General features: G+C 69.8%; 25 protein-coding genes and 1 pseudogene. 14 read left to right on the plus strand and 12 right to left on the minus strand.

Annotated features, from left to right (window positions below; all coding sequences use genetic code 11):
- Positions 1 to 57: 57 nt before the first annotated feature.
- Both AC07NX_RS24435 and AC07NX_RS24440 read left to right on the plus strand, forming a co-directional pair.
- Positions 58 to 1,170, plus strand: a complete 1,113-nt coding sequence (locus AC07NX_RS24435) for an aminotransferase-like domain-containing protein (RefSeq protein WP_494645473.1) — start codon at positions 58 to 60, stop codon at positions 1,168 to 1,170.
- A 96-nt stretch (positions 1,171 to 1,266) separates the two neighbouring features.
- On the plus strand, positions 1,267 to 2,034 hold the full coding sequence (locus AC07NX_RS24440; protein ID WP_494645475.1) for a hypothetical protein: 768 nt from the start codon (positions 1,267 to 1,269) through the stop codon (positions 2,032 to 2,034).
- A 14-nt stretch (positions 2,035 to 2,048) separates the two neighbouring features.
- Here the strand turns inward: AC07NX_RS24440 and AC07NX_RS24445 are convergent, their stop codons facing one another.
- Together AC07NX_RS24445 and AC07NX_RS24450 are read right to left on the minus strand one after the other, a co-directional pair.
- On the minus strand, positions 2,049 to 2,375 hold the full coding sequence (locus tag AC07NX_RS24445; protein ID WP_012284839.1) for a cell division protein ZapA: 327 nt from the start codon (positions 2,373 to 2,375) through the stop codon (positions 2,049 to 2,051).
- A 3-nt stretch (positions 2,376 to 2,378) separates the two neighbouring features.
- Positions 2,379 to 2,828, minus strand: a complete 450-nt coding sequence (locus AC07NX_RS24450) for a hypothetical protein (RefSeq protein WP_494645477.1) — start codon at positions 2,826 to 2,828, stop codon at positions 2,379 to 2,381.
- Positions 2,829 to 3,057: 229 nt separating this feature from the next.
- On the opposite strand from AC07NX_RS24450, the gene gap reads away from it, so the two are divergent.
- From gap to fba, 4 genes are all read left to right on the plus strand, one after another.
- The gene (gene gap / locus AC07NX_RS24455; protein WP_494645479.1) at positions 3,058 to 4,065 is read left to right on the plus strand and encodes a type I glyceraldehyde-3-phosphate dehydrogenase; all 1,008 of its coding nucleotides are present in this window, start codon (positions 3,058 to 3,060) and stop codon (positions 4,063 to 4,065) included.
- A gap of 21 nt (positions 4,066 to 4,086) precedes the next feature.
- A complete protein-coding gene (locus tag AC07NX_RS24460) occupies positions 4,087 to 4,662 on the plus strand; it encodes a hypothetical protein (protein ID WP_494645480.1) in 576 nt (191 codons plus the stop codon).
- Between the two features lie 10 nt (positions 4,663 to 4,672).
- Positions 4,673 to 5,863, plus strand: coding sequence for a phosphoglycerate kinase (locus AC07NX_RS24465; RefSeq protein WP_494645482.1), 1,191 nt, complete (start codon positions 4,673 to 4,675; stop codon positions 5,861 to 5,863).
- A gap of 218 nt (positions 5,864 to 6,081) precedes the next feature.
- Complete coding sequence (gene fba / locus AC07NX_RS24470; RefSeq protein WP_494645483.1) at positions 6,082 to 7,173, plus strand: class II fructose-bisphosphate aldolase; 1,092 nt, start codon at positions 6,082 to 6,084, stop codon at positions 7,171 to 7,173.
- A 62-nt stretch (positions 7,174 to 7,235) separates the two neighbouring features.
- Here fba and AC07NX_RS24475 read toward each other — a convergent pair whose 3' ends face one another.
- The 3 genes from AC07NX_RS24475 to AC07NX_RS24485 all read right to left on the minus strand — a co-directional run bounded on the left by AC07NX_RS24475 (position 7,236) and on the right by AC07NX_RS24485 (position 10,053).
- Positions 7,236 to 8,447, minus strand: coding sequence for an OpgC family protein (locus AC07NX_RS24475; protein ID WP_494645484.1), 1,212 nt, complete (start codon positions 8,445 to 8,447; stop codon positions 7,236 to 7,238).
- Between the two features lie 83 nt (positions 8,448 to 8,530).
- On the minus strand, positions 8,531 to 9,583 hold the full coding sequence (locus AC07NX_RS24480; RefSeq protein WP_494645486.1) for a lysine-2,3-aminomutase-like protein: 1,053 nt from the start codon (positions 9,581 to 9,583) through the stop codon (positions 8,531 to 8,533).
- Between the two features lie 47 nt (positions 9,584 to 9,630).
- A complete protein-coding gene (locus AC07NX_RS24485) occupies positions 9,631 to 10,053 on the minus strand; it encodes a helix-turn-helix domain-containing protein (RefSeq protein WP_494645488.1) in 423 nt (140 codons plus the stop codon).
- A 68-nt stretch (positions 10,054 to 10,121) separates the two neighbouring features.
- Here AC07NX_RS24485 and AC07NX_RS24490 point away from each other — a divergent pair, with 68 nt between their 5' ends.
- Together AC07NX_RS24490 and AC07NX_RS24495 are read left to right on the plus strand one after the other, a co-directional pair.
- Positions 10,122 to 10,967 carry a class I SAM-dependent methyltransferase gene (locus AC07NX_RS24490; protein ID WP_494645490.1) on the plus strand — a complete coding sequence of 282 codons (846 nt, stop codon included), beginning with the start codon at positions 10,122 to 10,124 and terminating at the stop codon, positions 10,965 to 10,967.
- Between the two features lie 108 nt (positions 10,968 to 11,075).
- Positions 11,076 to 12,179, plus strand: a complete 1,104-nt coding sequence (locus AC07NX_RS24495) for a lactonase family protein (protein ID WP_494645492.1) — start codon at positions 11,076 to 11,078, stop codon at positions 12,177 to 12,179.
- A 17-nt stretch (positions 12,180 to 12,196) separates the two neighbouring features.
- Here the strand turns inward: AC07NX_RS24495 and epmA are convergent, their stop codons facing one another.
- Positions 12,197 to 13,246: an EF-P lysine aminoacylase EpmA gene (gene epmA, locus AC07NX_RS24500; protein WP_494645494.1), complete on the minus strand. Its 1,050-nt coding sequence runs from the start codon at positions 13,244 to 13,246 to the stop codon at positions 12,197 to 12,199.
- Between the two features lie 110 nt (positions 13,247 to 13,356).
- Between epmA and efp the strand changes: the two genes are divergently transcribed.
- Positions 13,357 to 13,926, plus strand: a complete 570-nt coding sequence (gene efp, locus AC07NX_RS24505; protein ID WP_035071582.1) for an elongation factor P — start codon at positions 13,357 to 13,359, stop codon at positions 13,924 to 13,926.
- 171 nt (positions 13,927 to 14,097) lie between these two features.
- On the opposite strand, the gene AC07NX_RS24510 is transcribed toward efp, so the two are convergent.
- Together AC07NX_RS24510 and AC07NX_RS24515 are read right to left on the minus strand one after the other, a co-directional pair.
- On the minus strand, positions 14,098 to 14,739 hold the full coding sequence (locus tag AC07NX_RS24510; RefSeq protein ID WP_494645496.1) for an NrsF family protein: 642 nt from the start codon (positions 14,737 to 14,739) through the stop codon (positions 14,098 to 14,100).
- Positions 14,726 to 15,268: a sigma-70 family RNA polymerase sigma factor gene (locus AC07NX_RS24515; protein ID WP_035071586.1), complete on the minus strand. Its 543-nt coding sequence runs from the start codon at positions 15,266 to 15,268 to the stop codon at positions 14,726 to 14,728. Before AC07NX_RS24515 ends, AC07NX_RS24510 begins: the two co-directional genes overlap by 14 nt.
- Before the next feature lie 210 nt (positions 15,269 to 15,478).
- Between AC07NX_RS24515 and AC07NX_RS24520 the strand changes: the two genes are divergently transcribed.
- The 4 genes and pseudogenes from AC07NX_RS24520 to AC07NX_RS24535 all read left to right on the plus strand — a co-directional run bounded on the left by AC07NX_RS24520 (position 15,479) and on the right by AC07NX_RS24535 (position 18,087).
- Positions 15,479 to 15,760: a BufA1 family periplasmic bufferin-type metallophore gene (locus tag AC07NX_RS24520; protein WP_494645499.1), complete on the plus strand. Its 282-nt coding sequence runs from the start codon at positions 15,479 to 15,481 to the stop codon at positions 15,758 to 15,760.
- Between the two features lie 157 nt (positions 15,761 to 15,917).
- A pseudogene (gene bufB / locus AC07NX_RS24525) lies at positions 15,918 to 16,763 on the plus strand (MNIO family bufferin maturase); the annotation flags it as partial.
- An 83-nt stretch (positions 16,764 to 16,846) separates the two neighbouring features.
- Positions 16,847 to 17,620: an HvfC/BufC family peptide modification chaperone gene (locus tag AC07NX_RS24530; RefSeq protein ID WP_494645501.1), complete on the plus strand. Its 774-nt coding sequence runs from the start codon at positions 16,847 to 16,849 to the stop codon at positions 17,618 to 17,620.
- On the plus strand, positions 17,617 to 18,087 hold the full coding sequence (locus tag AC07NX_RS24535; RefSeq protein WP_494645503.1) for a DoxX family protein: 471 nt from the start codon (positions 17,617 to 17,619) through the stop codon (positions 18,085 to 18,087). Before AC07NX_RS24530 ends, AC07NX_RS24535 begins: the two co-directional genes overlap by 4 nt.
- A gap of 26 nt (positions 18,088 to 18,113) precedes the next feature.
- On the opposite strand, the gene AC07NX_RS24540 is transcribed toward AC07NX_RS24535, so the two are convergent.
- Together AC07NX_RS24540 and AC07NX_RS24545 are read right to left on the minus strand one after the other, a co-directional pair.
- Positions 18,114 to 18,752, minus strand: coding sequence for a DUF2799 domain-containing protein (locus AC07NX_RS24540; protein WP_494645506.1), 639 nt, complete (start codon positions 18,750 to 18,752; stop codon positions 18,114 to 18,116).
- Between the two features lie 80 nt (positions 18,753 to 18,832).
- Positions 18,833 to 19,423, minus strand: a complete 591-nt coding sequence (locus AC07NX_RS24545) for a TspO/MBR family protein (RefSeq protein WP_494645508.1) — start codon at positions 19,421 to 19,423, stop codon at positions 18,833 to 18,835.
- A gap of 82 nt (positions 19,424 to 19,505) precedes the next feature.
- On the opposite strand from AC07NX_RS24545, the gene AC07NX_RS24550 reads away from it, so the two are divergent.
- Positions 19,506 to 20,003, plus strand: coding sequence for a GNAT family N-acetyltransferase (locus tag AC07NX_RS24550; protein WP_494645509.1), 498 nt, complete (start codon positions 19,506 to 19,508; stop codon positions 20,001 to 20,003).
- A gap of 157 nt (positions 20,004 to 20,160) precedes the next feature.
- On the opposite strand, the gene bfr is transcribed toward AC07NX_RS24550, so the two are convergent.
- Both bfr and AC07NX_RS24560 read right to left on the minus strand, forming a co-directional pair.
- Positions 20,161 to 20,640, minus strand: coding sequence for a bacterioferritin (gene bfr, locus AC07NX_RS24555; protein WP_089925417.1), 480 nt, complete (start codon positions 20,638 to 20,640; stop codon positions 20,161 to 20,163).
- 144 nt (positions 20,641 to 20,784) lie between these two features.
- Positions 20,785 to 20,970, minus strand: coding sequence for a (2Fe-2S)-binding protein (locus AC07NX_RS24560; RefSeq protein WP_028038007.1), 186 nt, complete (start codon positions 20,968 to 20,970; stop codon positions 20,785 to 20,787).
- Positions 20,971 to 21,198 lie beyond the last annotated feature (228 nt).

Genomic DNA, 21,198 nt, shown 5'->3' on the forward strand with positions numbered 1-21,198 from the left:
TGTCGATAGGTCAAGGTCTTTGACACTGTTGGAGGGAAAGCGATGGCGCGGCTGTCGATGCGAAGTTCGGATATCAAGCCCTCGCCGGTCCGCGAGATGCTGAACGTGTCGCAGCGCCCGGGCATGATCTCGTTCGCCGGCGGCCTGCCCTCGCCCGAGACCTTCGCCGGGCTGGACCTGCCCCCGCCGCCGCGCGACCTGCTGCAATACGGCCCCACCGAGGGCGAGCCGGCCTTGCGTGAACGGATCGCCCAAGACCTGGCCGCCCTGGGCCTGGACACCGCGCCCGACCGGGTGATGGTGCTGTCGGGCTCGCAGCAGGGCATAGACCTGGCCGCCAAGCTGGTCGTCGACGCCGGCACGACCCTGGCGGTGGAATCGCCGGCCTACCTAGCCGCCCTGCAGGTGTTCCGCTTCTACGGCGCCCGGTTCGAGATCATCGACAGGAGCGCCCCCGGCGCCGGCTGGGCCGACGCCGCGCCGTCCATGGCCTATGTCATCCCGACCTTCCAGAACCCCAGCGGCCACTGCTGGACCGCCGAGGAGCGCCAGGCCATGGCGGCGGCCTGCCGGGCCAGCGACGTGATCCTGTTCGAGGACGACCCCTATCGCGACCTGGTCTACGCGCCTTGCGAGCGCACGCCGGTCTGCGCCGGCATGGCGGGCGGCTCGTGGATCTACCAGGGCTCGTTCTCCAAGACCGTCGCCCCAGGCCTGCGCCTGGGCTACCTGACCGCCTCGCCGGACCTGTTCCCCCTGCTGGTCCAGCTGAAGCAGGCGGCCGACCTGCACACCAACCGGCTGAGCCAGTGGATGGTGCTGCAGTACCTGGACGATCCCGGCCGCGCCGAACGAATGGACCAGGTCCGCGACCTCTACCGCCGCAAGCGCGACAGGTTCGCCGACGCCCTGGCGCGCCACCTGGGCAACCGGGCCTCCTGGACCCTGCCGCCGGGCGGGCTGTTCTTCTGGCTGACCCTGGCGGACGGGGTCGATGTCGAAGCCCTGCTGAAACGCTGCGTCGCGCGCGACGTGCTGTTCACCCCCGGCAGCCACTTCCTGGCCGAGGGCGGGGCCAGTCCGACCATCCGCCTGAACTTCAGCCTGGCCGAACCGGAAGCGGCGGAGCGGGGGCTGGCGGTGATTGGGGAGATGCTGGGGGACTCGTAGAGCGCCCTCTTTTTCAAGCTTTGCCAGTCCTTGCGCGCGATGCTAAGTGCGCAACGTCAGCTTGCATTAAGCTGTCACGGGGTGGGGAGCAAAAGCGTGCGTCAGGTTTTTCTTGCGGTTCTGCTGGGTGGAATGGTTACCGCGTGCGCGACGCCCTACGTCCCGCCGCGAGAGCCGCCGCCCCCGGGCTGGGCCGGCCCTTCGGGCATGGCCAACCTGGAAGCCCCTACCTTCAAGAGCGGCGTTCTTCGCGTCGGTGACGTGGTCTCTTCGGCGCCCGTGGCCTTTGTGCGCACTGGCGTCCTGGCCGAAACAGTTCAACTCAAGTCCGCCTACGGCGGCGCGATGATCTTCCCGAAGGGCTCGAAGGCCTACGCCACCAACTACACCCTGTTCACCGGCTACGGCGCTCCGACCCAGAACGCGCAACCGTCCATCAACCCGATCGAATGGTGCATCATCGCCGCCGACGGGTTCGACGGAAAAAAGGGCGGAGCACAGGTCGCCTGCGCCTTTTGGGAAGGCGCCGAGCATGCACGTTATATGCAGGACTACGGCGTCGGCGAGCTTCCCTTCGAGCCCAACATCGATATCGGCGACGCATCGGGCACGACCGGGCCCGTACCGAATATCGTCGAACAGCCCGTTGATTTCGGGGCCACCCTCCAGCGCCAGTTGAAGATTCAGAAGATCGAGCCCAAGGGCGTGACGATCGCCGTCGCGCTCACCGACGGCGCCAAGGCCCGCACGCGCTATCAGCAATTGCGCTGGTCCAAGACCGGCGAGGCCAGGCTCGGCGACCGGATTGTTTTCCGTCCGGCGCCAGGAGACGCCGCCGCAGTGGAAATCCAGTTGGTCCGCTGAAGGCGCTCCGCTCCCTACCCCTGGACCAGGGCCTCGATCTTCTCGGAGGCGGCGTCCAGGGCCTTTATGGCGCGGATCTCGACGCGGGTCTGCTCGGTCTGCAGGCGGGCCAGTTCCGACTGGGCGTGGGCCAGGCGCAGCTTCAGGTCGCTCAGCTCGTCGGCCAGCAGCAGGGCGCCCATCAGGAACAGGCGCGTCTCGCCCAGCTGGCCGACGTCCTGGCTGACCTGGCGGACCTGGCGGTCGAACAGGCGGGCGATCTCCAGCAGGTGGGCCTCCTGCCCGTCCTCGCAGCCGACGGTGTAGGGGCGGCCGTTCACCTGGATGGTCAGTTGGGCCATGGGTCAGGCCTCCCTTTCCGTGACGCCGTCGTCGGGGTCGAGGTCGCCGAACAGGTCGCTGGCCTCGGCGCCCTCATCCCCGAGGTCGTCCTCGTCGTCGTGGACGCCTTCGGTGATCAGGCTCTCGTCGCCCAGGGCGGCGCGGATCTCGGCGATGGCCCGGCCCAGGGCCTCGGAGGCCTGTTCGCCGGCTTCTTCCAGGGCCTTTTCACGGGCCCGGGCGGCTTCCAGGTCGAGGGCCAGGCGCGCGGCCTTGGACTCCGCCAGGGCCTGGGCCTCGGCGTCGAACAGCCCCGGATCGTCGCCCGATCCCGCCGAGGCCGCCGCCGCGGCGGCCGAAAACGCGGCCAGGCGCGCGGTGCGCTCGGCCGTGATCTTCTGCTCCAGCTGACTGACGGCGCGCTCCAGGCGTCGCGCGGCCAGTTCGAGGGCGTTCCCTTCGCCCGGGGTCATCGGCATCGTCCAACGGTCATGCAGCGCAACATATAGACTGCGGCCTGCTTCGCCACCCGCCATGGCGACAATTGGGCGACGAAACCGTGCGGATAACAATAGGTCATCCAATGTGAGCGCTCGCACAGGTTTCTTGGGGTTGACTTCCCCGCCCCGCACCGCAAAACGCGCTGCAAAATCAAGGTAACGCCGGTCGCCTCGGCCGGACGCTCGTTAGGAGAAAGACCTCATGGCCATTCGCGTCGCCATCAACGGCTTCGGCCGGATCGGACGTCTCGTCCTGCGTTCCATCGCCGAACACGCGCGCCGCGACATCGAGGTCGTCGCCATCAACGACCTGGGCCCGGTCGAGACCAACGCCCACCTGCTGCGCTACGACAGCGTCCACGGCCGCTTCCCCGGCGTGGTCACCTCGGGCGAGGACTGGATCGACGTCGGCCTGGGCAAGATCAAGGTCACGGCCATCCGCAACCCGGAAGAGCTGCCGCACAAGGACCTGAACGTCGACATCGCGTTCGAGTGCACGGGCATCTTCACCGCCCGCGACAAGGCCGCCCTGCACCTGAAGGCCGGCGCCAAGCGCGTGCTGGTCTCGGCCCCGGCCGACGGCGCCGACAAGACCATCGTCTACAAGGTCAACCACGAGACCCTGACCGCCGAGGACATCGTCGTCTCCAACGGCTCGTGCACCACCAACGCCCTGGCCCCGGTGGCCAAGGTCCTGCACGACCTCGTCGGCATCGAGCGTGGCTACATGACCACGATCCACAGCTACACCGGCGACCAGCCGACGCTGGACACCATGCACAAGGACCTCTACCGCGCCCGCGCCGCGGCCCTCAGCATGATCCCCACCTCGACCGGCGCCGCCAAGGCCCTGGGCCTGGTGCTGCCGGCCCTGAAGGGCAAGCTGGACGGCTCGTCGATCCGCGTCCCGACCCCCAACGTCTCGGTCATCGACCTGAAGGTCGTGCCCTCGCGCGACACCACGGTCGACGAGGTCAACGCCGCCCTGAAGGCCGCCGCCGACGGCCCGATGAACGGCGTGCTGTTCACCACCACCGACCCGCTGGTCTCGTCGGACCTCAACCACATCGCCGCCAGCTCGACGGCCGCCCTGCCCCAGACCCAGGTCATCGAGGGCAAGCTGGTCCGCGTGCTCAGCTGGTACGACAACGAATGGGGCTTCGCGACCCGCATGAGCGACACGGCGCTCGAAATGGCGAAGTTCCTGTAAGGCGCGTTGGGGGAGTTGGTCATGTCCGAGACAGCCGCTCCCCCACCTGTCGGCGTTCCTTATGCTCCGTCGCCGGACCAACCCGTGACGGAATGGAGCGCGGCGATCTATGAGGAGTTCCGAGATTGGCCAACCGCCGAGTCGGGACACTGGGAATGGTGGGATCCGGACCATCTGGTTCTTCGGATCAGGTCGCATCTCGGTGCGGCAACTGAGGAGGTGTTCATCAGCACCTCGGACGACGAACTGACCGTTGCCTTCGGCAATTGGCACACTCATCTGCCAGACGACGGGGTCTGCGATGACACAGACTCTTTCCGGGCGGCAAACGCGGCGAAAGAGCTGATTGGCGACTGGCTGGCGGGAAAGGTCGCGACCGCGATTTATTTCAGCGCCGCCGACGAGTGGTGCGGATCCAAACTGCTCGAAGATCCCAACGACCGCTCGAAGCTGGGCGATATCGCTTCGATCGAAAGCTTCCATCCCACGCGAGTCGAAGTACGAAGAGCGCGAAAAGCCGACTGGCGCTTCTTCGACATCATCGACGGACACCTGCAAGACGCGCCCCGGAAACCCGAGCACGCGCCCAAACCGTAAGAGACATCCCATGCCCTTCCGCACCCTCGACACCGCCGATCTCGCCGGCAAGCGCGCCCTGGTCCGGGTGGACTTCAACGTGCCCGTCGACGGCGGAGCGATCACCGACGACACCCGCCTGCGCGCGGCGCTGCCCACCATCCACTACCTGTCGACCAAGGGCGCCAAGGTCGTCCTGCTGGCCCACTTCGATCGGCCCAAGGGCAAGGTCGTGCCCGAGATGAGCCTGGCCTTCGTGGCCGAGCCGCTGGGCAAGCTCCTGGAGCAGGAGGTGGCCTTCGCCGCCGACTGCGTGGGTCCGGCCGCCGCCGGGGTCGTCAACGCCATGGAGAACGGCGGCGTGGCCCTGCTGGAGAACGTCCGCTTCCACGCCGGCGAGGAGAAGAACGACCCCGCCTTCGCCGCCCAGCTGGCGGAAAACGGCGACCTCTATGTCGACGACGCCTTCAGCGCCGCCCACCGCGCCCACGCCTCGACCGAAGGCCTGGCCAAGCTGCTGCCGGCCTATCCGGGCCTGGCCATGCAGCGCGAGCTGGACGCCCTGGACGCCGCCCTGGGCAATCCCAGGAAGCCCGTGCTGGGCATCGTCGGCGGCTCCAAGGTCTCGACCAAGCTGGACCTGCTCAACAACCTGGTCGCCAAGCTGGACCGCCTGGCGATCGGCGGCGGCATGGCCAACACCTTCCTGTTCGCCCAGGGCCACGACGTCGGCGGCTCGCTGTGTGAAAAGGACCTGGCCGACACCGCCCGCCAGATCATCGCCACCGCCGAGAAGAGCGGCTGCGAACTGCTGCTGCCGATCGACGTGGTGGTGGCCAAGAAGGTCGCCCCGGGCGTCGACGCCGAGACCCGCGAACTGTCCGAGGTCCAGGCCGACGACCTGATCCTGGACGCCGGCCCCAAGAGCGCCCAGCGGCTGATCGAAGCCATGGACGCCAGCCAGACCTTGATCTGGAACGGCCCGTTGGGCGTTTTCGAGGTGCCTCCCTTCGACGAAGCGACCGTTTCGGCGGCAAAACACGCCGCGAAACTCGCCAAGTCGGGTAAGATCGTGGCCGTCGCGGGCGGGGGTGATACCGTGGCGGCGTTGAACCACGCCGGTGTTTCGGGCGATTTCACCTTCGTCTCGACCGCCGGCGGCGCGTTCCTGGAATGGATGGAAGGCAAGACGCTCCCGGGCGTCGCGGCCCTCGAGGTTTAGAAACGTCTCCCCGGCCAAGGCCGGGGAAAACGGGATGGGAGACCGGATCCAATCCGGCGAAACATCATTCGACCACCGGGGCCGAGGAAACCCGGGATAAACTTTCACCGTCGAGGCCGAGGAAACTCGACGCGGACTACGGGCGAAGAACGCAAAGCGTCAAAAGCCCCAAAAACAAGAAACGACCCAAACACTTCACGCTTGCAGGAGAACAACACGTGGCGAGGATCACGCTAAGACAGTTGCTGGACCATGCGGCGGAGCATGACTATGCGCTGCCCGCCTTCAACATCAACAACATGGAACAGGGCCTGGCGATCATGGAGGCGGCGGAAGCCGTCAATTCCCCGGTCATCATCCAGGCCTCGCGCGGCGCGCGCAGCTACGCCAACGACATCATGCTGGCCCGGATGATCGACGCCCTGGCCGAGATCTATCCCAACATCCCGGTGTGCATGCACCAGGACCACGGCAACGGCCCGGCCACCTGCGCCACGGCGATCCAGTACGGCTTCACCTCGGTGATGATGGACGGTTCGCTGATGGAGGACGCCAAGACCCCAGCCACCTACGAGTACAACGTCGAGGTCACCCGCAAGGTGGTCGAGATGGCCCACAGCTGCGGCGTCTCGGTCGAGGGCGAGCTGGGCGTGCTGGGCTCGCTGGAAAGCGGCATGGGCGAGGCCGAGGACGGCCACGGCTTCGAAGGCGTGCTGAGCCACGACGAGCTGCTGACCGACCCGGACCAGGCGGTCGAGTTCGTCGAGCGCACCGGCGTCGACGCCCTGGCCATCGCCATGGGCACCAGCCACGGGGCCTACAAGTTCACGCGCAAGCCGGACGGCGACGTCCTGGCCATGCACGTGATCGAGGAGATCCATCAGCGCCTGCCCAACACCCACCTGGTGATGCATGGCTCCTCGTCGGTTCCCCAGGAGCTGCAGGACGTCATCAATCAGTACGGCGGGGCCATTCCCCAGACCTGGGGCGTGCCGGTCGAGGAGATCCAGCGCGGCATCAAGCACGGCGTGCGCAAGGTCAATGTCGACACCGACAACCGCCTGGCCATCACCGGCGCGATCCGCAAGATCCTGATCGAGAAGCCGCACGAGTTCGACCCGCGCGCCTATCTCAAGCCCGCCAAGGAAGCCATGCGCCAGGTCTGCCAGGACCGCTTCGTGCAGTTCGGTTCAGCCGGCCACGCCGACCGGATCAAGCCGCTGTCGACCGCGACCATGGCCAAGCGCTACCTGTCCGGCGAGCTGAACGCCAAGTTCGGCGCGGCGGCCAAGAAGGCGGCGGCCGAGTAGGCTTCCGGCGTTCGAAGAGACGAGGAGGCCTCCCAGAGCGACCTGGGAGGCCTTTTCGTTGGTCAGGTCGCGAGCTTGAACACCCGGCCTTCACGCCACAGCGCTGGGAGCATCAGCAGGGCCAGGCAGATGAAGGCGATGGCGATCCGCGACGCCTGCGGAAAAGGCCCCTCATAGAAGTCCAGCGTCCGCACGCCGAACACCAGCAGCACGTGCCAGGCGTAGATCTGCAGCGAGTGGCGGCCCAGTAGCCGCAGGAACGGCGTGCGAAACAACCCCAGCAGCAGCTCCGAGACCTTGCGGATCCAGGCCCGCGACGAGCGGGGTCCGGCGATCAGGAGCCAGGCCAGGCCGATCCCCGCCGCCGCGAAGTTGAGCAGGTAGACCAGGCTGAAGTCGCCGCGCAGCTCGAACTGGCTGAAGCGCTCCAGCACCTGCGGCGGGATGTGGTTGGTGGTCAGGCCGACCCGGAACGGCAGGAAGAACAGGCAGATCGCCAGGGCGGTCTTGGGCAGCCAGGTCTGGTCGGGGCGGAACACCTGGTCCCAGCGCAGCCGGCCGGTGACGGTCAGGACGCCGAGCACCATGGCGCTGACGAAGACGATCTGCCAGGCCATCAGGTTGAAATGGGCCCGCAGGCCGGTGCGGCCGTGCTCGGCCAGCCAGGTGTTCAGGGCGGCGGTGAACGGCTGGTGCAGGCCAAACTGCGCCGCCAGCCACAGCAGGGTCGAGCCGACCAGGACCATCCCGCCATGTCCCCGAAGGCAAGCCCAGACCAGCACCGGGGCGACCACCATGTAGACGACGTACTGCGGCAGGATGTCGAGCAGGGTCGGCTGGTAGAGCAGCGCCGCCGCGCTCGCCAGGCCGGGCAGGTTGCCCCAGTCGAGGGCGCCCAGCCAGTCGGTCCAGGATTGCGAGGCCCGGGGGGCCAGCCAGGCCAGGGTCAGGACGCCCGCCAGGCTGGCCATGGCGTAGAGGTAGATCTCCCCGCTTCGCCGCCAGAGCGCGCCCGCCCCGCGCCTGAAGCCGTCGCGCAGCATCTTGCGGCCATAGACCATGCCGACCAGCAGGCCGGAGATGAACACGAAGCCCTGGGCGTCCTCGACGAAGGCGATCTGGCGCTGATTGAGCCAGATCAGCCAGTAGCCGCCATTGAAGACCAGGTGGTTGATCAGCATGAAGACCAGGAAATAGCCGCGCAGGCCGTCGATGACGTCGATGCGCGGCACGGCGGCGCCGCTGACGGCCTTGTCGCTTTCCGGCGTCGTCATGCTTCCTTGTCACCCCGCGCGGCTGAGGCCCCCTAGGTGCGTCAGCACCGTGGCGTCAATCGGGCGGCGAAGGCGGCCGGGGCTTAGCGGCCCGCCGGGGCGGTCGGCGGATAGGCGTGCGCAACGCCGTTCGGATCCTCGACCTCGCCGGCCGCGGCCAGGTAGTCCGGGCCGATCGGGACCTTGCCGTGGCCGTCCGGGATGTCGAGCACGTAGGTCGGCTGGCACAGGCCCGAGAACCGGCCGCGGATGGCGCGCATCAGGGCGCGGCCTTCCTCCACCGTGGTCCGCAGATGGGCGGTGCCCGGCGCATGGTCGCCGTGGTGCAGGTAGTAGGGCCGGATGCGGGTCTCGACGAAGCCGCGCATCAGGGCGCCTAGGGCCTCCGGGTCGTCGTTGACGCCCCTCAGCAGCACGGTCTGGCTCAGCATCGGGATCCCGGCGTCGATGATCCGGGCGGCGGCGGCCCGCGCGGCCGGGGTCAGCTCGCGGACATGGTTGGCGTGCAGGGCCACATAGACCGTCTTGCCGCTGGCCTTCAGGGCCGCGACCATGTCGTCGGTGACCGCCGCCGGGTCGACCACCGGCACGCGGGTGTGGAAGCGCACGACCTTGACGTGGCCGAGGACCGCCAGCCGCCGGCCCAGGTCGCCCAGGCGGCGCGGCGACAGCACCAGCGGGTCGCCGCCGGTGACGATCACCTCCCAGATCTCCGGATGGGCGGCGATATAGGCGAAGGCGGCGTCCAACTGGTCCGGCGACAGGTTGGCCGCGCCCCCGGGCCCGACCACCTCGCGGCGGAAGCAAAACCGGCAATAGACCGCGCAGGTGTGGGTGGGCTTGAGCAGCACGCGGTCCGGGTAGCGGTGGACGATCCCCTCGACCGGGCTGTGGGCCGCGTCGCCGATCGGGTCGGCCACCTCGCCGGGGCTTTCCAGCAGCTCGGCCTCGCCGGGCAGGAACTGGCGGGCGATCGGGTCGCTTTCGTTGGCCGGGTCGATCAGCTCGGCCATGTCCGGGGTGACGGCCACCGCGTAGCGCGCCGCCACGGCCTCCAGCGCCGGCAGGCGCTCGAGGGCGATCAGGCCGGCCTCGGCCAGGGCGGCGGCGCTGCGGAGGGTGCGGGCGGCGGTCATGAGGCGCGGGATATGGCCGATTAAGGCGTCCTGGGCAATGCGGCGGCTCAGCCGAGGTCTTCGACGAACGTCCGGCGCCGGGTCTCCAGCGCGCCCTTCAGCAGCCGCCGGAAGGTCGGGCATTCCATGTGGCTGGGGGCGGGACAGGCGGCGGCGTGGCGCAGGCCGTCGCGCAGGGCGGACAGGCGACGGACGGTCCGGTCCAGGTCGTCGGCCTTGGCCGACAGCTGGGCGCGGTCCAGGCGCGGCCGCCCCGCCGTGTCGACCATGCCGGCGATCTCGTCCAGCGAGAAGCCGGCCGCCTGGGCCAGGGCGATCAGCGACAGGCGCTCCACCACGCCGGCCTCGAACAGCCGCTTCAGGCCGCGCCGGCCGACCGAGACGATCAGTCCCTTCTCCTCGTAATATCGAAGCCTGGACGCGGCCATGCCGGTGGCGGCGGCGACCTGGGCGATGTCGAGCGGTTTCACCATTGACCTCAAGTGGGCTTGAAGTCGTAGCCTCGTCCACGATCGCCATGGAAAGCAAGGAGCATCGCGTGACGCAGCCGACGACGCCCAATCAGGCCCAGGCCGAGCTCTGGAACGGCCTGGCCGGCCGCAACTGGGTGGAGCAGAACGCGCTGCTCGACCGCCTGCTGGAGCCGCTGGTGCAACCGCTCGTCGACGACGTCCGCCGACAGGGCGCCCGCGACGTGCTCGACGTCGGTTGCGGGGCCGGCGCGACCACCTTCGCCGTGGCGCGGAGCCTGCTGGGGCAAGGCCGCTGCACCGGCCTGGACCTGTCGGCCCCGCTGATCGACCTGGCGCGGCGGCGGGCGGTCGAAACCGGCGTCGACAACGCCGACTTCGTCGTCGCCGACGCCCAGCTTCACGCCTTCCCGGCCGCGCGCTTCGACGCGGTGATCTCGCGGTTCGGGGTGATGTTCTTCGACGATCCGGTCGCCGCCTTCGCCAACCTGCGGCGCGCGGCGCGGACGGACGCCCGGCTGGCGATGGTCGCCTGGCGCGGGATCGAGGACAACCCGTTCATGACCGCGGCGGAACGCGCGGCCGCCCCGCTGCTGCCCGAAGCGCCGCCGCGCGCGCCGGACGCGCCGGGCCAGTTCGCCTTCACCGATCGCCAGCGGGTGAGCGGGATCCTGACGGCGGCCGGCTGGCGCGAGGTCGACCTCCAGCCGCTCGATGTCGCCTGCCAGATGCCGGCCGACGACCTGGCGACCTACGCTGTCCGCATGGGGCCGGTGAGCCTGGCGCTGCCGAGCCTGGACGCGGACCGTCGCGACGCGGTGATCGAGGCCGTGCGGCGGGGCTTCGCGCCCTTCCTGTCCGACGGCGTGGCGCGGTTCACCGCGGCGTGCTGGATGATCCGGGGACGGGCCTAGGGACGCCCCCGCCTGTCCCGCCGCCGGCGTCCCGACGCCCGCCGAACGCCACCTGACCGATCGCCGCAGAATCGCTGGATAAGCGTTTTTCGAACGGAGCGCCCGACGATGAAACTGATCTCCACCCTGGTGTTCGCGGCGGCGGTGATGCTGGGCGGGGGCGCGGCCTCGGCCGAGACGCGATATCTGGTCGGGACCTATAGCGCCGACGGCCACAAGGGCATGTCGCTGCTGAAGTTCGACGCGGCGACCGACCGTTTCACCGCCGTGCGGACCTTCGCCGACGTCGAGAACGCCTCGTTCGCGCTGCACGACGCCAAGACCGGTCGGGTCTACGTCACCGACGAGATCGAGAGCGCCGGGCGGGTGGGCGCCTACCGGCTGTCGCCCGACGGCCGGACACTGAAGCCCCTGGCCGTCCAGCCGTCCGAGGCCGGCGCGCCCTGCTACCTGGCCCTCAGCCCCGACAGGAGCCGCCTGGCCGTGGCCAACTATTTCGGCGACGTGGTGGCGGTTTTCCGCCTCGACCCGGCCACCGGCGCGATCCAGCCCGGCCCCCAGGTGCTGCACGCGGCCGGCGAGCCGAAGGCCGCGTTCGAGGCCGGCCACGCCCACTGGGTTCAGTGGTCGCCGGAGGGCGACCGGCTCTATGTCAGCGACCTGGGGCACGACGAGATCCGCGCCTATCCCTACGACGCCAGGTCCGGGACGGTCGGCGCCCCGACCGTCGCCGCCGCCCTGCCCAAGGGGGCGGGACCGCGCCACATGGCTTTCCATCCCAAGGGCCACTTCGCCTATGTGGTCACCGAATACGCCAACACCGTCGTCGCCTTCGCGCGCGCGCCGGACGGAACCCTGACCGCCCTGCAGACCGTCGACACCCTGCCGGCAGATTTCACCGGCAAGAGCCAGGCGGCGCACCTGGCGATCAACGCCGCCGGCGACGTGCTCTATGTTTCCAACCGCGGCCACAACTCGATCGCCAGCTTCCGCATCGGCGCGGACGGGACGCTGACGCCGCTGCAGACGATCGCGACCGGCGGCGACTGGCCTCGGTTCTTCCTGCTGGACGAGACGCGGAAGCGCCTGTTCGTGGCGCACCAGCGCAGCAATGACATCGCCGTGTTCCACATCGCGGCGGACGGCCAGCTGACGGCGACCGGCAAGCGGTTCGAGATGTCACGGCCGGTGATGATGGTCCCCCTGCCATAGGGCCGGCGCGAAGGGCCCTACTCCGCCACCGGCGTCCACAGCACCTGGTCCACCCGGCTCGCCCCCGTCGCCAGCATCACCAGCCGGTCGAAGCCCAGGGCCGAGCCGGAGGCGTCGGGCATGATCGCCAGGGCCGCCAGGAAGTCCTCGTCCAGCGGGAAGCGCTCGCCATAGACCCGGGCCTTCTCGTCCATCTCGGCCTCGAAGCGGCGGCGCTGCTCGCCGGCGTCGGTCAGCTCGCCGAAGGCGTTGGCCAGCTCCACCCCGCAGGCATAGAGCTCGAACCGCTCGGCCACGCGCGGGTCGCCCGGCTTGGGCCGGGCCAGGGCGGCCTCGGCGGTCGGATATTCGCAGAGGATCGTCGCCCGGCCGACGCCCAGGTTCGGCTCGACCTTCTCGACGATCACCCGGCTGAACACGTCGGCCCAGGTATCATCGTCCGCGACACGGATCCCCGCCGCCCGCGCCGAGGCGGCCAGGGCGTCGCGATCGGTCTCGCCGCCGGGCCCGATCGAGGCCAGCAGGTCGACCCCGGCATGGCGTTCGAACGCCTGCGCCACCGTCACCCGCTCGGGCGCCGCGAACGGGTCGCACGCCTGGCCGCGGAAGCGGAATTCCCGGGTCCCCGCGGTTTCCGCCGCCAGGACCAGCAGGGCGGCGCAGTCGTCCATCAGCGCCTGGTAGGGGTCGCCGACCCGGTACCATTCCAGCATCGTGAACTCGGGGTGATGCAGCGCCCCGCGCTCGCGGTTGCGCCAGACCTTGCCGAAATCGAAGATCCGCCGCTCGCCGGCCGCCAGCAGCTTCTTGCACGAGAATTCCGGCGAGGTGTGCAGGTAGAGCGCCGTGCTTTCCCCGGAAAGCGTCAGGGCGGCGGTCTCGAAGGCGTGCAGGTGGGCCTCGGCGCCGGGCGAGACCTGCAGGGCCGCGGTCTCGACTTCCAGGAAGTCGCGGGCCGCGAACCAGGCCCGGAACGCGGCCTTGATCCGGTTGCGGGCCAACAGGAACGGCCGCCGGTCGGCGTGGTTTTCGGGCCGCCACCAGGGCGAGGAAGACGGTGTCTGCACGGGAAACGCTCTGGTCGGGCTGGCGAACTTGGCGAGGATCGCTATAGGAGGGCGATATCCAACGCAAATTCGCGCGGCTCCGGGCCGCCGCGGGATCAAGGACGAACTAAGTGACTAAAGTCGCCGCCAGCTCGCTGAGGAAGGGTTCCGTCGTCGATATGGACGGCAAGCTCTACGTGGTCCTCAACGCCGAGAACATCCACCCCGGCAAGGGCACGCCGGTCACCCAGCTGAACATGCGCCGCATCTCGGACGGGGTGAAGGTGTCCGAACGCTACCGCACGACCGAACAGGTCGAGCGCGCCTTCGTCGACCAGCGCAACCACACCTTCCTGTACCAGGACGGCGAGGGCTACCACTTCATGAACCCGGAAAGCTACGACCAGCTCGTGGCGACCGAAGAGGTGGTCGGCGACCTGGGCGCCTACCTGCAGGAGGGCATGACCGTCCAGCTGTCGACCCACAACGAGGTGCCGATCGCCCTGGAGCTGCCGCGCACCGTGGTGCTGGAGATCGTCGACACCGAACCGTCGGTGAAGGGCCAGACCGCCTCGTCCTCGTACAAGCCCGCCGTGCTCAGCAACGGCGTGCGCACCATGGTCCCGCCGTACATCGCGGCCGGCACCAAGGTGATCATCCTGACGGAAGACGGCTCGTACCAGGAACGCGCCAAGGACTAAGCGTCCTGGCGGTTCTCCTTCTCCCCTTGCGGGAGAAGGTGTCGGCGAAGCCGACGGATAAGGGGTCGCACCGGCGAAAGCCGTGCGGCCCTTCTTCGTTTGGCGTTTGAGAGACCCCTCATCCGACCGCCTTCGGCGGCCACCTTCTCCCGCAAGGGGAGAAGGACAGGCTCACCACCGCAAAGCCCACTTCCCCGCCACCGCGCCCAACAGGCCGGTCCCCAGCACCCCCAGGGTGTACCAGGCCCCCACGAACACCATGGTGCTCTCGCCGCAGTGCAGGCCGTAGACCGTGGCCGCCACGCCGCCGGCGAAGGCGCCCGCCGCGAAGCCGGTCAGGGCCGGGCGGGTCGGGGCCATGCCGCGCAGCACGACCAGCGTCGCCGCCAGACCCGGCAGGGCCAGGGCCAGGATGTTGCGCGCGCAGACCGTCCAGGAATGGCCGCGCATCATCAGCCGCCGATGCTCCGGGTCGGCCGCCAGCCACTGGCCCAGGCCCAGGCCGACGAACACCGCCAGCACCAGGGCCCCGAACAGCAGCGCCTTGCGCGGCGCGCCGTCGGGCCGGGCCAGGCGTTCCAGCGCCCAGAACCCCGCCACGCCCAGCAGGGCGGTATAGGCCGCCTTCATCCAGAACATCCGGCCGGCCATGGCGCCCATCAGGTCGGGACGCGTCCCCAGCCAGGCCAGCACCATCACCAGGGCCGCCAGGGCCCCGGCCGCGGCCACCGCTGCGAACCGGCGCTGCACCGCCCCGGCCGGGACGGCGCGCGGGTCGGCCGCCAGCTGAGCGATCAGATCATCCGTCCGCACGGCCGCGCATCCTTTCCCCCAGGCTCTTGAGCGCCCGGTGCAGGGCGACCTTGGCCGCGCCCTCCGAGACGCCGGCCCGCGCGCCGGCCTGGGCCAGGCTGAGGCCCTGGATCTTGACGTCGCGCACGAGGTTGCGCTGGCGCTCGGGCAGGGTCTCCAGCGCCCGGTCCAGGTCCATGGCCGAGCCCGGCTCGGGGGCGTAGGCGGCCAGCACCTCGACATAATCATCGATCGGCACGGTGGCCCGCACCTTGCGCCGCCGCCAGTGGTCGATCAGCTTGTAGCGCGCCAGGGCGAAGGCCCAGGGGGTGAACGGCTGGGCGCGATCGTAGGTCGCGCGCCGCGTATGCACCGCCATCAGGGTCTCCTGCACCAGGTCCTCCACATCGCCGGGAGCGTCGCGCATGCGGCGCTCGAAATAGACGCGGAGCCGGCCGCCCAGCTGGGACAGCAACAGCCGATAGGCCGGGGCGTCGCCGTCCAGGCCCAGCAGCATCAGCGCCTTCAGGGCGGCCTCGGTTTCCGTCACGCCTCCCCCTTGTTCGCGCGAGACGGGCCGATGGTTACACCGCGCCGCGGAGGGCGGGAACCATGCCTGGCGATTTTCGACGCGCCGCGTTTTTGTCGGCGGACCGGTGTAACCTTCCGCCGCCGCCGTCCGTAACTCCCCTTGACCGCGCAGGACGGGTCGACGAACGGCGCCGGGCGCGGCCAGACCCAGACGAAGGAAACGTCCCCCATGAACAAGACCCCCGCCCTCGCCCTCGCCGCCGTCTTCGCCCTGAGCGCCGGCGCCGCCATGGCCCGCGACGAGATGAAGCCGGCCAAGGCCGAAATGGAAAAGTGCTACGGCGTCGCCAAGGCCGGCCAGAACGACTGCAAGGCCGGCGCCGGCACCAGCTGCGCGGGCACCTCCAAGGTCGACTACCAGGGCGACGCCTGGAAGAAGGTCGCCAAGGGGACCTGCACCAGCATCAAGACCCCGAACGGCGCGGGTTCGCTGACGCCGAAGGCCGGCTAAGCGCAGCCTTCCCCTGTTCGTTGTCATCCCGGAAAGCGCGCAGCGCTTGTCCGGGACCCAGGACAGCCGCAAGGCCTTCGCCCAGTCCCCTGGGTCCCGGACAGCCCCTGCGGGGCTTCCGGGATGACAACGTCTTACGGCTCCTGGAACACCCCCCATGTCCCCCACCGCCGGCCTCGGCCTCAAGTCGCAGCACTACGCCGAGGCCCTCGCGGCCGAGGACGAGGGCCTGTGGTTCGAGGTCCATCCCGAGAACTACATGGCCGCCGGCGGGCCGCGCCTGCGCTGGCTGGAGGCGATCCGCGCCAAGCATCCGCTGTCGCTGCATGGCGTGGGCCTGTCCCTGGCCGCCGACGCCGATCCGGACCCGGCGCATCTGCAAGCCCTCAGCGCCCTGGCCGACCGGTTCGAGCCGTTCGTGGTCTCCGAGCACCTGGCCTGGAGCGCCTGGCGCGGGGTCCACCAGCCCGACCTGCTGCCCTTTCCCCGCACCCAAGCGGCCCTGGACCGCATCGCCGCCAATATCGGCCGCGCGCAGGACGTCCTGGGACGGACGATCCTGGTCGAGAACCCGTCCCTGTACCTGCCGCTGACCGGCCACGCGCTGGACGAGACCGATTTCCTGGCCGAGCTGGCCCGCCGCACCGGCTGCGGCCTGCTGGTCGACGTCAACAACGTCTTCGTCAGCGCCAGCAACCTGGGCTACGCCGCCGAGGCCTATCTGGACGCCCTGCCCGCCGACGTGATCGGCGAGATCCACCTGGCCGGCCACGGCCCCGACCCTGGCCTGAAGGAGGGGGGCGGCTCGGCCCTGCTGATCGACACCCACGGCGCGCCGGTGGCCGAGGTCGTCTGGACGCTGTACCGCCGCCTGATCGACCGCGTCGGCCCGCGTCCCACCCTGATCGAGCGTGACGACGACATTCCCGCATTCGACGTGCTGAGGACCGAGCGCGACCGGGCGCACGGAATGCTGGTCGGCTCCGACCCCGATCAAAAGCCTCCGTCATCCCCCGCTTCATGCGGGGAACCCGAACTGGATCGGCCGCCTCGGCTTGGGTCCCCCGAACAGGTCGGGGGATGACGATGCAAAATATGCTCGGCCAATTCCAGGACGCCTTCGTCGCCGCCCTCGCCGAACGCACGGCCGCGCCCATCGCCGGCTGGCTGCCCGAAGGCCAGGACCAGCCCGCCGGCCTTTCCGTCTACCGCAACACCATCGCCAAGGGCCGCGTCGACGCCCTGGCGGCCAATTTCCCGACCGTGGCCAGCCTGGTCGGCGACGACTGGTTCCGGGCCGCCGCCGCCCTGTTCGCCGCCGAGCATCCGCCGTCCGGCGCCGCCCTGCTGGCCTATGGCGAGGCTTTCCCGGACTGGCTGGCGCGCTTCCCGCCGGCCGACGACCTGCCCTACCTGCCGGCCATGGCCCGGCTGGACCGGATGTGGACCACCGCCCTGTTCGCGCCCGAAGCCCAGCCCCTCGCCGCCGAGGCCTTCGCCCTGGCCCCGGACGTCCTGGCCGCCGCCCGCCCGCGCCTGCATCCCAGCCTGGCCTTCGCCTGGTTCGACAGCGGCCTGCCGGGCCTGTGGCTGGCGGCGCGCGAACCCGATCCCGCCAAGATGGTCCTGCACGAAGACCCGCAGGGCGTGCTGATCGTCCGCCCCGAAGACACGGTGCATAGCCGCCTGCTCGACGCGGGCGGCTTCGCCTTCCTGGCCGCCGCGCGAGACGGCGCCAGCCTGGGCGAGGCGATCACCGCCGCCGCGGAGGCCGACCCCGCCGCCGACCTCGCCGTCCTGTTCGCCGCCCTGATCGCCGACGGCGTGTTCGTCGGCCTCGACCTTGGAGCCGTCCCGTGACCGACCAAGCCCTCGTCCCCGCCGCCCCGCGCCCCTGGAGCCGCCCCTTCGACGGCCTGGCCGCCCTGGCCCATCGCGCCCTGCCCGACGACCTGCTGGCCCTGGTCGCCCGCCTGGGGATCGCCTCGGTGTTCTTCCTGTCGGGCCGCACCAAGGTCGACGGCATCCTGCACATCACCGACGGGACCTATTCGCTGTTCGCCGACGACTACGCCCTGCCGCTGATCCCGCCGGACCTCGCCGCCCACCTGGCCACCTACAGCGAGCACCTGTTCTCGATCCTGCTGGTGCTGGGCCTGTTCACCCGGCTCTCGGCCCTGGCCTTCCTGGGCATGACCCTGGTGATCGAGGTGTTCGTCTATCCCGACGCCTGGAGCACCCACCTGTCCTGGGCGGCGATTCTGCTGTTCCTGGTGGCCCGGGGCGGCGGACGGTGGAGCCTGGATCGGGCGGCGGGCTTGAAATAACCCTCTCCCAAAGGGAGAGGGTGAAACTACCACCCCCCATACCGCGGCCCGAACCGATGCCGCAGCTCGTCCACCTCCCGCTCGGCGTCGCGAGCGGCCCAGTCGGCGCGGCGGCCGTCCTCCACCGCCTGGCGGCGTTCGGCCCGCAGGCGGTTCAGGCGGTCGCGCAGCTCGTGCTTCTGCTCGTCGTTCAGCTTGGGATTGGTCAGCTCGTCCTCGACGCCGCGCGCCTGGCGGTCGCGCTTCTCGGCGCGGTGGTCGGCGCTGTCGCGGTCCGATTCCGCCTGGCTGAGGCGCGAGACGGCGTCGTGGACCAGCTGGCCGTCGGCATAGCCGATCAGGAACCCCCGCTCGGCCCCCTGCGGGCACACCCCGGCATAGCCGTTGCCGTTGCGGGCCTCGTCGAAGCCGCGGTCCTGGGTGCAGTAGAGCTTCAGCCCCTGGTCGCGGGCCGCGAAATAGGGCGCGGCCTCGGGGACCACCCCGGCCTTGGCGCAGGCCTTGGCGTGGTCGTCCAGGCGGCTCTGCGGGCGTCCCGCCTCGCCGTCCTTGAAGCCGACACCCGCCCAGTCGCCCTGCCGGCAGGCCTCCTGGCTCATGGTGGCGCAGCCGGCCAAGGCCGCGGCCGCGACGGCGATCCCCAGGGTCCAAAGACGACGGCGCATGTGAAAACTCCCCCCAAGGCGTGGCTTGGAGGAAGCTAGGGCGTGGCCGTCTGAACCGTCGCTGAACGGCCGGCGCTACCTCAGTGGACCGTCACGCGGCGGGGGCGCTTCCACAGTTCCTCGGTCAGGGCGTTGGCGAAGCCCAGCCAGCCGAGATAGGGGCTGCTGAAGCCCGAGGCCGGGGCCACCAGCTTGCGGGCCTGCAGGGCGTAGGCCCCCGAGGCGGCCAGGGACGCGGTCGCCGCCCCAAGCTGCCCCCCGACGCGCTTGGCGCCGAGGGCCAGCCACAGGGCGTTGAAGCCCTGGACCAGGCTCCAGAGGGTGAGAGCCCGGGTGCGGGTGGGGCTGGACGGCGCGTTCCAGATGCGCAGCCCCGACAGGGTCATGGCGATGAACAGCGGCGGCAGGATCAGGCTGGTCAGCATCTTGGGCTGGTGGGCGACCGGCTCGTGCATCTCGGCGTAGCCGACCGCATATTCCTCGTCGTCGATCATCCGCTCGTGCCGGCGGCCCAGGATGGTCGACAGCAGGATCGCCCCGCCGGCCACCGCCAGGCCCAGGGCCAGCTGGGCGCCGGCCGAGGCGGCCGTGTCGGCCTTCGCGTCGATCTCGAACGACTCGCGGCCGGCGTGAGTCCGCCTCCCGTGGGATTTGCCGTTCGGGATGTGCATGACGGAACTCCTCGCTAAACATGCTTGTAACCGTCTAGCTGGACCTTGGTTCCCAAGCGGGGCAACGGTTTGTGAGGTCGTCATGGTCACGTTCCGCTCCGCGCGCCTCGAGGAGATCGAGACGATCCGCGCCCTCGAGCGCGCCTCGGCCCAGCGGTTCGTCGGGCTGATGGACGCCCTGGCCGCCGATGAGCCCAGCCCGGCGGCGGTGCTGGCGGCGCGGATCGCCGACGGCGGCCTGATCGTGGCCGTGGAGGGCGAGACGGTCGCGGGGTTCGTGATGTTCCGGCCGGTCGAGGCCCGGGCCTATGTCGAACAGCTGGACGTGCTGCCGGCCTTCGCGGGCCGGCGGATCGGCGCGGCCCTGCTGGACGCGGCGGCGGACCAGGCCCGGGCGGCGGGGCTGGCGGGCCTGTCGCTGTCGACCTTCCGCGAGATCCCCTGGAACGCGCCCTATTACCGGCGGCTGGGGTTCGTGGCGGTGACGGCCTTGACCCCGGGGATGGCGGAGATCCGGGCGGAGCACCGGGCGCGCGGCCTCGACGAGGAGGCGCGGGTGTTCATGGTGCGGGAGGTCTAGGTCCTCCCCCTGTGGGGGAGGTGTCGGCGAAGCCGACGGAGGGGGGAGTGATCGGCAGGTGGCCGCTCCAAGGATCGACGATCCCAAAACGCCCCCCACCGATCGCTTCGCGATCGCCTCCCCCACAGGGGGAGGGTCTTGCGCTCCAGCCTTCGCCCTAAGCCGGCAGTTCGCCCACGGCGCTCTGCAGGTAGTTCTGCTCGCCCAGCGACTTGACCAGGCCCAGCTGCATTTCGAGGAAGTCGATGTGCTCCTCGGTGTCGCTGAGGATCTCGCGCAGCAGCTCGCGGCTGACATAGTCGCGGGCCTGCTCGCACTGGATGATGCCGGGGATCAGGGTCTCGCGGCCGCCCAGCTCGACCGACAGGTCGCTGGCCAGGCATTCGGGGACGGTCTCGCCGATCTTCAGCTTGTGCAGGTCCTGCAGGTTGGGCAGGCCTTCCAGGAACAGGATGCGGTTGATCAGCTTGTCGGCGTGCTTCATCTCGCCGATCGACTCGTCGTAGGTGATCTTGCCCAGGCGCTTGAAGCCCCAGTTGTCGTACATCCGCGCGTGCAGGAAGTACTGGTTCACCGCCGTCAGCTCGTTGGTGAGCACCGCGTTCAAGAGCCGGATGATGCCGGGATCGCCTTGCATGGCGGCCTCCTCAAAAGGTCAGATTCGACGCGACCCTGGTCTATCGGAGAGGTTGCTTCAACCGCTATGTCTGCAAGTGTTTCTCAGCCTCACGGAAAAGCGTGAGACTGCTTCGCGATAACGGTTTCTCGCGGTTTTGGCGGCCTATTCGGCGGCGTAGGCCAGGGCTTGGCGGTTGTCCTGGATCATCTGGCGCATCTCGCAGACGCACTTGGCGCACTGGGCCTGGCAGCCCTTGTGACGGAACACGTCGGCCGGGCGGGTGGCCCCGGCGTCGATGGCGGCGCGGACTTCCCGCTCGCGAATGCCGTTACAGTTGCAGACGTACAAGGGAATGCGTCCCGCCGAATGATTGTCATTCTCATGTAGCTGAAGCGCCCGGCTTTTGCAACTGACTCGCAGTGCGACAAACCCCCTCAGTCGGCTTCGCCGACAGCTCCCCCGGAGGGGAGCATCCGCGCGGCGTAGATCCTCCCCCTCTGGGGCAGGGCTATCGCATATAACCCAGGAGTGAGAGCAGGAAGGTTTCATCCCATCCGGCGCGCTTGATCTTGGTCT

Source organism: Caulobacter sp. GW821-FHT09A05 (genome assembly GCF_059418465.1).